Source organism: Streptomyces luomodiensis (assembly GCF_031679605.1).
GTDB classification, from domain to species: Bacteria; Actinomycetota; Actinomycetes; order Streptomycetales; family Streptomycetaceae; genus Streptomyces; species Streptomyces luomodiensis.
Genome location: NZ_CP117522.1, coordinates 5,646,009 through 5,661,262, shown reverse-complemented (window position 1 = coordinate 5,661,262; position 15,254 = coordinate 5,646,009). Strand labels below are relative to the sequence as shown.

General features: G+C 73.9%; 1 protein-coding gene and 2 pseudogenes. All 3 read right to left on the bottom strand.

The annotated features are described in order from the left end of the window. Nucleotides 1-71: 71 nt before the first annotated feature. A pseudogene (locus PS467_RS23860) lies at nucleotides 72-6,326 on the bottom strand (type I polyketide synthase); the annotation flags it as partial. After that, nucleotides 6,327-6,377 (bottom strand): annotated as a pseudogene (locus tag PS467_RS42160) (polyketide synthase docking domain-containing protein); the annotation flags it as partial. A 114-nt stretch (nucleotides 6,378-6,491) separates the two neighbouring features. Beyond that, nucleotides 6,492-15,020 carry a type I polyketide synthase gene (locus PS467_RS23855; RefSeq protein ID WP_311036952.1) on the bottom strand — a complete coding sequence of 2,843 codons (8,529 nt, stop codon included), beginning with the start codon at nucleotides 15,018-15,020 and terminating at the stop codon, nucleotides 6,492-6,494. Between the last annotated feature and the right edge of the window lie 234 nt (nucleotides 15,021-15,254).

Sequence of the window (15,254 nt, the reverse complement as noted above, 5' to 3'; positions counted from 1 at the left end):
ACCCGCCGGGCGCCGGTGTCCTCGAACACCGCCGGCCAGGCGACCTGGGCCCCTCTGACGTGGGCGGTGCCGAGCGCCGCGCACAGGCTCTCGGCCTCGGGGCGGCCGGCGCGCAGGGCGGGCACCAGCGCCGCGTCGGAACCCTCGGGCAGGCAGTCCTGGCCCATGGCGCTGAGCACGCCGTCCGGGCCGAGTTCGAGGAAGGTACGGACGCCCTGGTCGGCCAGGTACCGCATACCGTCCAGGAAGCGCACGGTATGGCGGACATGCCGCACCCAGTACTCCGGGGTGCCGATCTCCTCCGGGTCGGCGGGGCGGCCGGTGAGGTCGGACACCACGGGTATCGCGGGGGTTTCGTACCTCACGGTCTCCGCCACCCGCCGGAAGTCGTCGAGCACGGGGTCCATGAGCGGTGAGTGGAAGGCGTGCCCGGTCCGCAGCCGCTTCACCTTCCGGCCCCGGTCCTCCCAGTGGGCGGCGAGCCGTGCGATGTCCTCGTCCGCGCCGGAGAGCACCACGGCCGACGGCCCGTTCACGGCCGCGATGCCGACACCGTCCGGCAGGCCGACACCGCTCGCCACGTCGACGCCATCCGGCAGATACGCCGACTCCAGGACCTCGGCCTCCGAGGCCCGCACCGCCACCATCGACCCACCGGCGGGGAGCGCCTGCATCAGCCGGCCGCGCGCCGCCACCAGCCGGCACGCGTCCTCCAGGGAGAACACACCCGCCACATGCGCGGCGGCCAGCTCGCCCAGCGAATGCCCCAGCAGCGCGTCGGGCCGTACGCCCCACCGCTCCAGCAGCCGGAACAGCGCCACTTCCACCGCGAACAGCGCGGGCTGGGCGACCTCGGTCCGGGCCAGCGCAGCCGCGTCGTCGCCGAACACCGCGGCCCGCAAGGGCAGGTCGATACGTGCGCACACCGCGTCGAACGCCTCCGCGAACACCGGGTGCGCCTCGTAGAGTTCCCGTCCCATCCCGGTGCGCTGCGCACCTTGTCCGGTGAACAGGAAGGCCACCTTGCCGTCCTTCGCCGCGCCCTCGACAACGCCCGGCGAGGGGGTCCCGTCCAGCAACGTCTCCAGGCCACGCAGCAGTTCCGTACGGTCGGCCCCGACCACGACAGCCCGGTGGGCGAGCGCGGCACGCGAGGTGGCCAGCGAGAACGCCACATCGCGGGGATGGTCGTGCCGCCCCGCCCCCTGGAGGTGAGCCCGGAGCGTACGGACCTGAGCGCGCAGCGCATCCCGCCCAGGAGCGGAGAGAAGCCAGGGCACCACCCCCGGGGAGCGGGTCCCGGAGGCCCCAGGGGCCTCGGGGGTGGCGGGGGCCCCGGCGGCCTCAGGGATGGCGGGGGCCCCGGGGGTCCCGGCGGCCCCGGGGGTCCCGGGGGTCCCAGGGCCGTCGGAAGTCCCGGAGACGTCAGGGGCCTCGGAGACGTCAGGGGCCTCGGGGACGGCGGGGACCTCGGGGGTGGCGGGAACCTCGGCGGCCTCGGCGGCCTCGGGGACCTCAGGGACGGCGGCGGCCGGGGCGGCCGGGGCGGGATCCGGGGTGTGTTCGAGGATCACATGCGCATTGGTGCCGCTCATGCCGAACGACGAGACACCCGCGCGCCTTGGCCGGCCGTCCGTCTCCGGCCACTCCCGCGCCTCCGTCAGCAGCGACACCCCACCCGACGACCAGTCCACATGCGGCGACGGCTCATCCACATGCAACGTCCTCGGCAACACACCGTGCCGCATCGCCATCACCATCTTGATCACACCCGCCACACCGGCCGCCGCCTGCGCATGCCCGATGTTCGACTTCAACGACCCCAGCCACAACGGACGCCCAACCGCACGCCCCCGCCCGTACGTCGCCAGCAGCGCCTGCGCCTCGATCGGATCGCCCAGCACCGTCCCCGTACCGTGCCCCTCCACCGCGTCCACCTCATCCGGCGACAACCCGGCGCCCGCCAGCGCCTGCCGGATCACCCGCTGCTGCGACGGACCGTTCGGCGCCGTCAGCCCATTGCTCGCACCGTCCTGGTTGACCGCACTGCCCCGCACCACCGCCAGCACCGGAAGCCCACGCCGCCGCGCCTCCGACAGCCGGGTCACCAGCAGCACGCCCACCCCCTCCGCCCACCCCGTACCGTCCGCGGACGCCGCGAACGCCTTGCACCGGCCGTCCGGCGCCAGCCCCCGCTGCCTGCTGAACTCCACGAAGCCGCCGGGCGTGGACATCACGGCGACGCCGCCCACCAGCGCCTGGGCGCATTCGCCCGTGGCGAGGGCCTTCGCCGCCAGGTGCAGGGCCACCAGCGACGACGAGCAGGCGGTGTCCACCGTCAACGCCGGGCCCTCCAGGCCCAGGGTGTAGGCGATGCGTCCGGCGAGCACGCCCGCCGCGTTGCCGGTGAGCAGATGCCCTTCCAGCTGCCGCACAGCGGGCCCGCCCAGGGAGAGGTAGTCCTGTCCGCTGGTGCCGATGAACACGCCCGTCGCCCGGTCCCGCAGGGAGGTGGGGGCCACACCGGCCCGTTCGACGGCTTCCCAGGAGACCTCCAGCAACTGCCGCTGCTGCGGGTCCATGGCCAGCGCCTCGCGGGGCGAGATCCCGAAGAAGTCCGCGTCGAACCGGGTGGCGTCGTCCAGGAATCCGCCGTGCCGGACATACGACGTCCCCGGCTGGTCCGGATCGGGGTCGTACAGCCTCTCCAGGTCCCACCCCCGGTCGGCGGGGAACGGGGCGACGGCGTCGCCGCCGCGCTCCACCAGCTCCCACAGGTCCTCCGGCGACCGCACCCCGCCGGGCAGCCGGCACGCCATGCCGACGATGGCGAGGGGCTCGTCCGACCGCACCCCGCCCCCCGTGTCGTCGAAAGCGCCGTCCGCCCCGCCCAGGGCCTCGGCCCTCAGGTGCCGGACGAGCGCGGACGGGGTGGGGTGGTCGAACGCGAGGGTGGACGACAGCTCCAGGCCGGTCGCCGCGTTCAGCCGGTTCCGCAGCTCGACGGCCGTGACGGAGTCGAAGCCCAGGTCCATGAAGGCGCGTTCGGCGCCGACGGCGGTTGGGGACCCGTGCCCCAGCACGGTGGCCACCTGGAGCCGCACCAGGTCCAGCAGCTCACGCTCCTGGTCGGCCGCCGGCCGCCCCGCGAGCCGCTCCCGCAGCGGTGACTCCCCCGTGGCGGCGCCCGGCGCGAGGGCGGCGGGCAGGGCGGCGGGCACCACCTCGGGCATGGTCGTCTCGGCGTCCAGCCAGTAGCGGGTGCGCTGGAAGGCGTAGGTCGGCAGGTCCACCCGCCGGGCCCCGGTGCCGTGGAACACCGCTTCCCAGTCGGGGCCGGCGCCCCTGATGTGCAGCCGGCCGAGCGCCGTCGTCAGCGCCTCCGCGTCCGGCCGGTTCGTACGGAGCGCCGGTATGAACGCGATGTCCGCGCCACCGGTCAGGCACTGGTCGCCCAGGGCACCCAGGGTGCCGTCCGGGCCCAGCTCCAGGAAGGTCCGGACACCCTGGTCCACCAGCCACCGGACGCCGTCGGCGAACCGTACGGTCCCCCGGACGTGCCGCACCCAGTAGTCGGGGGAGGCGATCTCCTCGGCGTCGGCGGCCGTGCCGGTGAGGTTGGAGACGACGGGGATGCGCGGCGGGTGGAAGGCCACCTCCTCCGCCACCGCCCGGAACCGGTCCAGCACGGCGTCCATGTGCGGCGAGTGGAAGGCCCGGTCCACCCGCAGCCGCGTCGCCTTCCGGCCTTCGGCGGTCCAGGACCGGGCGAGTTCCTCGACCGCGTCCTCGTCCCCGGAGACCACCGTGGACGACGGGCTGTTGACGGCGGCGATGTCCACCCGCCCGGCCAGTCCGTTCAGCGAAGCACGCACTTCGGCTTCCCCGGCCCGCAACGCGACCATGGCCCCGCCGGGGGGCAACTCCCCCATCAACCGGCCACGGGCGGCCACCAGCCGGCACGCGTCCGCCAGCGAGAACACCCCGGCCAGATGCGCCGCCGCCAGCTCGCCCACCGAGTGCCCGAGCAGCCGGGTGGGGCGCACCCCGCGCCGTTCCAGGCCCCGGAACAACGCCACTTCCAGCGCGAACAGCGCCGCCTGGGTGTACGCGGTGTGGTTCAGCGGCTCCGGGTCGTCCCCGAACACCACCTCCGCGAGGGGGCGTTCGAGGTGCCCGACGAAGTGCCCGCTCACCTCGTCGAAGGCGGCGGCGAAGGCCGGGTCGTCCCGGTACAGCCCCCGGCCCATCCCCAGCCGCTGGGACCCCTGGCCGGGCAGGAGGAAGGCGAGGTCGCCGGGGGCCTTCGTGCCCTGGACGAGCTGAGGCGCGGGCCGGCCGTCGGCCAGGGCGGCGAGCCCCTCGCGCAGCTCGCCGGCGGTCGTGCCCGTGACGACGGCCCGGTGTTCCCGGACGGCGCGCGTGGTGGCCAACGAGAACGCCACGTCAAGCGGACGGAGCACGGGGCCCCCGGCGGTGGACGCGGCACCCCCGGCTGTGGACACGCGGTCCTCGATGGTGGGCGCGGCATCCCCGGCGCTCGACGCGCGGTCCTCGATGGTGGGCGCGGCTTCCCCGGCAGTGGGCGCGGCACCCCCGGCGGTGGACACGCGGTCCTCGACGGTCGGCACGGCATCCCCGGCAGTGGGCGCGCGGTCCCCGCCATGGGGCGCGTGGTCCCCGGCGATCGGTACACGATCCCCGGCAGTCGGCACCCGGCCCCCGGCGATCGGCACGGCATCCCGGGCAGTCGGCACCCGGTCCCCGGCGATCGGCACCGGCGCGCGGTCCCCGGCAGTCGGCACGGCATCCCCGGCGGTCGCGGTCAGCAGGCTCCGGGCCTGTGCCCGCAGGGCGTCGGGGGTGTCACCGGAGAGCACCCAGGGCACCACCGCGAGAGCGACCGACGGTTCTCCGGCCACGGCGATCGACAGGTCGGCCGGGTCGGCCGGGAGGCCGGACGAGGGGGCGGCCGGGAGGTCGGGCAAGCGGTCGGGCGCCTCCACGATGACGTGGGCGTTCGTGCCGCTGATGCCGAAGGACGACACGGCGGCCCGGCGCGGCCGGCCGTCCGCCTCCGGCCACTCCCGCGCCTCCGTCAGCAGCGACACCCCACCCGACGACCAGTCCACATGCGGCGACGGCTCGTCCACATGCAACGTCCTCGGCAGCACACCATGCCGCATCGCCATCACCATCTTGATGACACCACCCACACCGGCCGCCGCCTGCGCATGCCCGATGTTCGACTTCAACGACCCCAGCCACAGGGGCCGGTCCACCGCACGCCCCCGCCCGTACGTCGCCAGCAGCGCCTGCGCCTCGATCGGATCGCCCAGCACCGTCCCCGTGCCATGCGCCTCCACCGCGTCCACCTCATCCGGCGACAGCCCGGCGCCTTCCAGGGCCCGTAGGATCACCCGCTCCTGGGAGGGGGCGTTGGGCGCCGTGAGTCCGTTGCTGGCACCGTCCTGGTTGACCGCGCTGCCCCGCACCACCGCCAGCACGGGGTGCCCGAGCCGACGGGCGTCGGACAGCCGCTCGACGAGGAGTACCCCGGCCCCCTCGGACCAGCCGGTGCCGTTGGCACCGGCCGCGAACGCCCGGCACCGGCCGTCCGGGGACAGCGCCCGCTGGCGGCTGAACTCCACGAAACCGGCCGGTGTGGACATCACCGTCACCCCGCCGGCCAGCGCCATCGAGCACTCCCCGCGCCGCAGCGCCTGGCAGGCGAGGTGCAGGGCCACCAGCGACGACGAGCACGCGGTGTCCACCGTGATGGCCGGGCCCACGAGTCCGAAGGTGTAGGCCAGCCGGCCGGAGGCGACACTCGCCGCGCTGCCGTTGCCCAGATACGCCTCGAACCCCTCCGGAATCACCCGCAGGCGGGACGCGTAGTCGTTGTACATGACCCCGGTGAACACTCCGGTGTCGCTGCCCCGCAGCCGCGCCGGGTCGATCCCCGCGCGTTCGAACGCCTCCCAGGAGGTTTCCAGCAGCAGCCGCTGCTGCGGATCGATCGCCAGGGCCTCCCGGGGCGAGATCCCGAAGAAGGCCGGGTCGAAGTCGGCGGCGTCGTACAGGAAACCGCCGTGGCGGACGTACGACGTCCCCGGGTGGTCCGGGTCCGGGTCGTACAGCGCCGCCACGTCCCAGCCCCGGTCCGACGGGAAGTCCGATACGGCGTCCACACCGTCGCGCACCAGCGCCCACAGGGCCTCCGGGGACCGCACCCCGCCGGGGAAGCGGCAGCCGATCCCGATGACCGCGATGGGCTCGTGCTCCCGCGCCTCGTACTGGCGCAGGCGGCGGTTGGCCTTCTTCAGATCGGCGGTCACCCGCCGGAGATAGTCGCGCAGTTTCTCTTCGTTGGACATCTGACCTCACCCCTGAAGTGGCCGGGCGGCGGGCGCGTGGCGGATCACGGGAGTCCCAGCTCGCGGATCACGGGAAACCCCAGCTCGCGGATCATGGAAGTCCCAGCTCGCTGATCACGGGTGTCCCAGCTCCTTGTCGATCAGCTCGAACATGGCCTCGTCGGTGGCCGTGCCGAGGTCCACGTCCTCGTCGAGGTCCCCGTCCCCGGCCCCGGCCGAGGACGGGTCCGGGGACGGGACCGGCCCGTCGAGGCGACGGCCGACGGCTTCGTCCCACTTCCGCAGCATCGCCCGCAGCCGCGCGGTGACCGCTCCGCGCCGGCCGTCGTCGGACGGCACTCCGGCGAACGCCTCCTCCGCCCGGTCGAGTTCGGCCAGCACCAGGTCGGTCCCCGTCCGCTCCCCCGCGCCCAGCTCCTCGAGCAGGTGGCGGGCGAGCGCCGCGGGCGTGGGATGGTTGAAGACCACGGTGACCGGCAGCGCGAGACCGCTCGCCGCGGTGACGCGGTTCCGCAGGTCGACCGCGGTCAGCGAGTCGAACCCCAGCTTCTTGAACGCCTGCTCCTCGTCGACCGCCTCCGGCGTGTCATGCCCCAGCACGGCGGCGGTCTGGGCGCGTACGAACTCCAGCACCGCGCGCTCCCGCTCCTCCGGCGCCAGACCGGCCACCCGTCCGGCGAGCGACTCGGCCGGCGACTCGGCCGGTCCGGGCCGGGCGGCCCTCGCGGCGCCCGGCACCAGCCCCGCCACCAGCGGCGACGGATGGGTGCGCAGCGCCCCGACCACCAGGTGCGCCGGTACGGCCAGGGCACGGCCGGACGCCCGCGCCAGGTCGAACAGCTCCAGGCCGTCGCGGCGGGACAACGGGGTCATGCCGTGGCGTTCGATCCGCCGCCGGTCGGCCTCGTCCAGGTGTCCGGTCATCCCGCCGACCTCCTCCCACAGCCCCCAGGCCAGGGACTGCCCGGCCAGCCCGGTCGCGCGCCGATGGTGCGCGAGCGCGTCCAGGAAGGTGTTGGCCGCCGCGTAGTTGCCCTGCCCGGCGCCGCCGAGCGTGCCGACGACGGAGGAGAACAGGACGAAGGCGGCGAGGCTCTGTCCGGCCGTCAGCTCGTGCAGATGCCAGGCCGCGTCCACCTTGGGGCGCAGCACGGCGTGCAGCCGTTCGGGGGTGAGCGCGGTGACGAGGCCGTCGTCGAGTACGCCCGCGGCGTGCACGACGGCGGTCAGCGGATGGGACCGCGGAACATCGGCCAGCACGGCGGCCAAGGCGTCCCGGTCGGCCACATCGCAGGCCACGGCCCGTGCGTCGGCGCCCAGTTCGGCGAGCTCGGCCACCAGCTCCGCCGCGCCGGGGGCCTGGGCGCCGCGGCGGCCGGTCAGCAGCAGTCGGCGGACCCCGTGGTGGGTGACCAGATGGCGGGCGATCAGCGCGCCGAGGGCGCCGGTGCCGCCGGTGACCAGGACCGTGCCGTCCGGGTCCAACGGTTCGGCCGCACCGACAGGGGCAGCACCACCGGCACCGGCACCGGTAGCACCGGCATCCACACCCACCCCGGAACCAACACCAACGCCCGCGCCCGCCGATGCGACCCTGGTCAGCCGGGGTACGTACGCCACGCCCGAGCGCAGGGCCAGCTGCGGCTCGCCGGAGGCGACAGCGGCGGCCAGGACGGGCTCGGACTCCTCGGTGCCGTCCACGTCGATCAGGACGAAGCGGCCGGGGTGCTCGGACTGCGCCGAGCGGACCAGCCCCCATACGACGGCCCCGGCCAGGTCCGCGATCTCCTCGTCCGCGCGGACGCCCACCGCCCGGCGGGTGACGATCACCAGCCGCGCGGCGGCGGGCCGTTCCTCGTCCTCGAGCCACTGCCGTATCAGCGTCAACGCCCGCTCGGCCACGTCGTGCGCGGCGTGCGGGCCGCCCTGGCCGGCGCCGGCCGGGCCCAGCGCGACGGTCACCACGGACGGCGTCCGGGCCGCGGCGGGCAGCTCGCCGCCGTCGGGCACCCGGTACGGGGCGTCGTCGAACGGCCCGGTGGGCAGGGTCGCCGCCGACCACTCCACCCCGTACAGCGACTCGGCCGGATTCCTCCGGCCGGCGCGCAGCTCCTCGGACGAGACCGGGCGCAGCGCCAGCGAGTCGACGGTGGCGATGTGCTCGCCCGCCTCGTCGGTGACGACCAGTTTGACCGCTTCCGGGCCGGCCGGTGACATCCGTACCCGCAGGGCGGTCGCGGCCGTGGGCCGCAGCAGCACACCGGTCCAGGCGAAGGGCAGCCGGACGTCCGGTGTCCGGTCCGCGGGGTCGAGGAGGACCGCGTGCAGCGCGGCGTCCAGCAGCGCGGGGTGGAGGCCGAAGGAGGCGGGTTCCAGGCCCTGGGGGAGCCGTGTCTCGGCGAACACCTCGCCGTCGGCCCGCCACACCGCGCTCAGCCCCTGGAAAGCGGGCCCGTAGTGGTAGCCGGTCTCGCTCAGGGTGTCGTACAGGCCCGCCACGTCCACCGACGCGCGGTCGGCGGGCGACGGCCAGGCGGCCGCCGACCGGGCCGTGGTGACCACCGGGTCAGCGGAGACCGCCAGCACACCGGCCGCGTGCCGGGTCCAGGGCGCCTCGGCCGGGGCGTCCTGCGGCCTGCTGTGGATCTCCAGCGACCGGCGGCCCTCGTCGTCCGGCGCCGACACCCGTACGTGCAGCGACACGCCGCCGGTCGCGGAGAGCACGAGGGGCGCCTGGAGGGTCAGCTCCTCCAGCAGGGCGCATCCGGCTTCCCGCCCGGCGTGCGCGGCGAGCTCCAGGAAGGCGGTGCCCGGGAACAGCGCGCTGCCGAGCACCGTATGGTCGGCCAGCCACGGATGGGACGACAGCGACAGCCGCCCGGTCAGGACGAGACCACCGTCACCGGGCAGCTCGACGGCGGCCCCCAGGAGCGGATGGTCCGCCCGCGCGAGCCCCAGGCTGCCGGCGTCCTGGCGGCCGCCCTGCGCGTCGAGCCAGTAGCGCTGCCGCTGGAAGGCGTACGTCGGCAGATCGACCCGCCGCGCGCCCTCGAACAACGACGACCAGTCCACGTCCACACCATGGACATACGCCTCGCCCACGGACCGCAGGAACCGATCCAGACCGCCCTCGTCCCGGCGCAGCGAGCCCAGCGCCACCGCCTCCGCACCCGCCGCCTCGATGCTCTCCTGCACTCCGTAGGTCAGCACCGGGTGGGCGCTGGCCTCGATGAACACCCCGAAACCGTCGTCGAGCAGCGCCTGGGTCGCCGTGGCGAACCGCACCGTCTCCCGCAGATTCCGATACCAATACCCGGCATCCAACTGCTCGGTGTCGAGCCAGTCACCCGTCACCGTGGAGAAGAACGGCACCCGGGAACGCATCGGAGCGATCCCGCTCAGCTCCTCCAGCAACCGCTCCCGCAGCACCTCCACATGCGCCGAATGCGAGGCGTAGTCCACCTCGATACGGCGCGCCCGCACACCATCCACCTCACAGGCCGCGACAAACTCGTCCAGCGCCGCCGCGTCCCCGGACACCACCACCGACGACGGGCCGTTCACCGCCGCCACGCCCACCCGGCCGTCCCACGGCTCCAGCAGCGCAATCGCGTCGTCGGCCGACACCGCCACCGACACCATCCCGCCGCCACCAGCGAGTGCGGTCAGCGCCCGGCTGCGCAGCGCCACCACCCGCGCCCCGTCCTCCAACGACAACCCACCCGCCACACACGCCGCCGCGATCTCACCCTGCGAATGCCCCACCACCGCACCCGGCACCACACCCAACGACTCCCACAACGCCGCCAACGACACCATCACCGCCCACAACACCGGCTGCACCACATCCACCCGCCCCAACGCGACCTCGTCCCCCAACACCCCGGTCAACGACCAATCCACATGAGCCGACAACGCCCGCTCACACTCCGCCATCCGCCCCGCGAACACCGGCGAAGCCCCCAGCAGATCCACCGCCATCCCCACCCACTGCGACCCCTGCCCCGGAAACACCAACACCGTTCGCCCGGCGGTCCGCAGTACCCCGCCCGGAGCCGCGGACGGCGAAAGGTCACGCAGCTGATCGAGGAAATCCGCCCGGCTCCGTCCGACCACCACGGCGCGGCGGTCCAGTGCCGCTCGCGTGGTGGCCAGCGACCATCCCACGTCGAGGGGACGAAGCTCCGGCGCACCGTCCACGAAGGCGGCCAGCCGCGCGGCCTGGGCACGCAGCGCCTCAGCGCTCCTCGCCGAGAGGGCCCAGACCACCGGGCCGCCCTCAACCGCCCCCTCCACGGCCTCCACGGCCGCGATGTGGTCGGCCGGAACGTGCACGTGTTCGAGAACCACATGCGCATTGGTGCCGCTGACCCCGAACGACGAGACACCCGCGCGCCTCGGCCGGCCGTCCGTCTCCGGCCACTCCCGCGCCTCCGTCAGCAGCGACACCCCACCCGACGACCAGTCCACATGCGGCGACGGCTCATCCACATGCAACGTCCTCGGCAACACACCATGCCGCATCGCCATCACCATCTTGATGACGCCACCCACACCGGCCGCCGCCTGCGCATGCCCGATGTTCGACTTCAACGACCCCAGCCACAAGGGCCGGTCCACCGCACGCCCCCGCCCGTACGTCGCCAGCAGCGCCTGCGCCTCGATCGGATCGCCCAGCTTCGTCCCCGTGCCGTGCGCCTCCACCGCATCGACATCGCCCGGCCCCAACCGGGCCCCCACGAGAGCGTCGCGGATCACCCGCTGCTGCGACGGACCGTTCGGCGCCGTCAGCCCATTGCTCGCACCGTCCTGGTTGACCGCGCTGCCCCGCACCACCGCCAGCACCGGAAGCCCACGCCGACGCGCCTCCGACAACCGGGCCACCAGCAGCACGCCCACGCCTTCCGCCCACCCCGTACCGTCAGCGGACGCCGCGAACGCCTTGCACCGGCCGTCCGGTGCCAGCCCCCGCTGCCTGCTGAACTCCACGAACATGCCCGGCGCCGCCATGGCGGTGACTCCGCCGGCCAGCGCCAGATCGCATTCGCCGCTCGCCAGCGCCCGGGTGGCCAGATGCAGGGCCACCAGCGACGACGAGCACGCCGTGTCCACCGTCAGCGCCGGACCCTCCAGGCCGAAGGTGTACGCCACCCGCCCGGACACCACGCTGGCGGTGGTCCCGGTCAGCAGATACCCGGCGGCGTCCTCGTCGGACTCGTACAGACGCGGGCCGTACTCCTGGGCGGTGGCGCCCATGAACACGCCCGTGCGGCTGCCCCGGAGCGTGGCCGGGTCGATCCCGGCCCGTTCGAACGTCTCCCAGGTCACCTCCAGCAGCAACCGCTGCTGTGGATCCATCGCCAGCGCCTCACGCGGGCTGATGCCGAAGAACTCCGCGTCGAAGTCGCCGAGGCCGGTCAGAAAACCGCCTTCCCGCGCATACGACGTGCCCAGCCCGGCGCCCTCGGGGTCGTACAGCTCATCGGGGCTCCACCCGCGATCGGCCGGAAGGCCGGTGATGGCGTCGACCTCGTCGGCGACCAGTCGCCACAGCAGTTCGGGAGAGGTCACCCCGCCCGGGAACCGGCAGCCCATCGCGGTGATCACCACGGGGTCCCGGTCCGCCGGGGCCACGGTCGGCCGGAGGGACGGCGCACTCTCCCGCGAACCGAGGAGCTGGTCACGGATGTGCCGGGCCAGGACGAGCGGGGTGGGCTGGTCGAAGAGCAGGCTGCTCGGCAGGGTGAGAGCGGTGGCCTCGTTGAGGGCGTTGCGCAGCTCGACGGAGGTCCCCGAGGTGAAGCCGTGGTCCTTGAAGGACAGTCCCGGGTCGATGTCCTGGGGTGTGCTGTGCCCGAGCACCGCGGCGGCATGGGCGCGCACCACGTCCAGGACGATCCGTTCCTGCTCGTCCTCGGGCCGGCCGTGGAGCCGCCGGGCGAGTGAGGCGGGCTCCACGGCTGCCTCGGCGGGGGCCTCGCCCTCGGTGGGGCCCTCGGTGGGATCGCCCAGCCAGTAGCGCTTCCGCTGGAAGGCGTAGGTGGGCAGGGGAACGCGACGGGCACCGCTACCGGCGAAGACCGCGTGCCAGTCCACGGCCACACCCCGCACATGGGCGGTCGCCACCGCCCGCCACAACGACTCGGCCTCCGGACGATCACGCCGCAGGACCGGGACGCTCACCCCGGCCACACTGTCCTGAGCCATCCCCGACAACGTCCCGTCCGGCCCCAGCTCCACGAATGTGGTGACGCCCTCGGCCTCCAGGGCACGGACACCATCGTGGAAACGGACCGCCTCACGTACATGGCGCACCCAGTACTCCGCACCATCCGGCACACCCACCCGACCGGACACATTCAGCACCAGCGGAATCCTCGGCTCGGCGTACTCCACCGACTCCGCCACCCGCCGGAAATCGTCCAGCATCCCGTCCATCAGGGACGAATGGAACGCGTGCGACACGCGCAGTCGACGCACCCGACGACCCCGCGCCTCCCACTCCGCCGCAACCGCCTCCACTACCGACGCCACACCCGACACCACCGTCGACGACGGACCATTGACCGCCGCGACATCAACGCCGTCGCGCTCCGCCAGGGCCTCCAACACCTCAGCCTCGGACGCCTCCACCGCCACCATCGCCCCGCCCGAAGGCAACGCCTGCATCAACCGACCCCGCGCCCCCACCAACCGGCACGCATCCCCCAACGAGAACACCCCCGCCACATGCGCGGCAGCCAACTCACCCACCGAATGCCCCAGCACGAAATCCGGGACCACACCCCAGGACTCCACCAACCGGAACAACGCCACCTCAACCGCGAACAACGCAGGCTGAGCAAACTCCGTACGATCCAACAGCTCCTGGTCAGCTCCAAACACCACATCCCTCACCGGCAACGGCGCGAACCCCTCACACACCGCGTCAAACGCCTCCGCGAACACCGGATACGACTCATACAGCTCCCGCCCCATCCCCACCCGCTGCGACCCCTGACCCGCGAACAACAACGCACACGTGCCCTCCGCCACCACACCCCGGACGACCTCCGCGGCGGGCTCGTCCGCCGCGAGCGCCCCCAGCCCATGGGCAGCGGCTTCCCCAGCCTCGGCTGCCCCCGGGGTGACCACCACCGCGCGTTGTTCCAGCGCGGCCCGCGATGTGGCCAGCGAATAGGCCACGTCCACCGGGCGCAGTGCCGGGTTCTCGGCCAGGTGGGTGCGCAGCCGCCCGGCCTGGGCGCGCAGGGCGGGTGCGGTGCGGCCGGACAGGAGCCAGGGCAGGGCGGGGACCGATATGTCCCTCGACTCCTCCGCCAACTGGGCCGGCTGCTCGGCGGCCGGTCCGCCGGGGGGCTCGGCCAGGACGACATGGCAGTTGGTGCCGCCCATGCCGAAGGAGTTGACCCCCGCGACCCGCGGCCGGCCCCGGTCCGGCCAGGGGCCCAGGGTGGTCTGGACGCGGAGGTTCAGGTCGTCCAGGGGGATATCGGGGTGGGGGCGTTCGAAGTTGAGGGTGGGGGGCAGCACACCGTGTTCGATGGCCAGGGTGGTCTTGATCAGGCCGACGATCCCCGCCGCGGCCTCCAGGTGTCCGACGTTCGTCTTCGCCGAGCCGACGGCCAGCGGGGAGGTGGCCGGGCGGGCGGCGCCGAGGACCGCGCCCAGGGAGCGGGCCTCGATCGGATCGCCGACCTTGGTGCCGGTGCCGTGCAGTTCGACGTAACTCAGGTCCGAGGGGTGCACACCGGCCTCGGCGCAGGCCCGGCGCAGGGCGTCCTGCTGACCGCGCGTGGTGGGGGTGGTCAGTCCGGCGCCGGGGCCGTCGTTGTTCACCGCGCTGCCGCGGATGAGGCAGTAGATGTGGTCGCCGTCGGCTCGGGCGGCCGCGAACGGCTTGAGCACCACCAGGCCGCCGCCCTCGCCGCGCACATAGCCATTGGCCCGGTGGTCGAAGGTGAAGCACCGGCCGTCCGGGGACAGGGCCCCGAACTTCTCGGTGGCGTCCGTGCTGTCCGGGGCGAGGATGAGGTTGACCCCGCCCGCCAGGGCCAGGTCCGATTCGCCTCGGCGCAGGCTCTGGCAGGCCAGATGGACGGCGACCAGCGACGAGGACTGCCCGGTGTCGACCACCAGACTGGGGCCGCTGAGGCCCAGGGCGTAGGAGATCCGGTTGGCGACGATCCCCCGGCTCAGTCCGGTGAGGGTGTGTTCCCCGGCCTCGACGGGGCTCCGGTGGAACAGGGTCGCGTAGTCGTCCGCGAAGGCGCCGAGGTAGACGCCGGTCCGGCCCGCGGCGGCCAGGTCCGGCACGATTCCGGCGTCCTCCAGCGCCTCCCAGCCCAGCTCCAGCATCAGCCGCTGCTGGGGGTCCATCGCGGTGGCCTCGCGGGGGGAGATCCGGAAGAAGCCCGCGTCGAACCGGTCGGGGTGGTCGAGGAAGCCTCCGCGCGGTACGGGGCCGGCCGGCGCCGTCGGGGAGCGGCGTTCCGGGGGCGTCTCGGTGATCGCGTCGGTTCCCTCGCACAACAGCCGCCAGAAGGCCGAGGGGTTCGGGGCCTGCGGCAGGCGGCAGGAGAGGCCGACCACGGCTATGGCGTCGGGTACGGCGTCCTCAACCGACGCGTGCTCGCTGTTCACGCCTCACGGCCCCTTTCGTCCACGGCTGCCTTCGTGGCTGATGCCGAATGCCGACGCGCGTGGCCCCACTCATCACTGCCGGGCCACTCCTGCCGGGCCACTTGCCTTCTTCGCCACCTCATCGGAAATTAGTGAGCCGCGGGAAACGCTCCAACCCCAAGGTCGCCCCCTATTCACCCCTAGATCTTTTTCGCGCGCTTCCTGGGCGGGCCGATTTCCTCCACGCTGACCGTT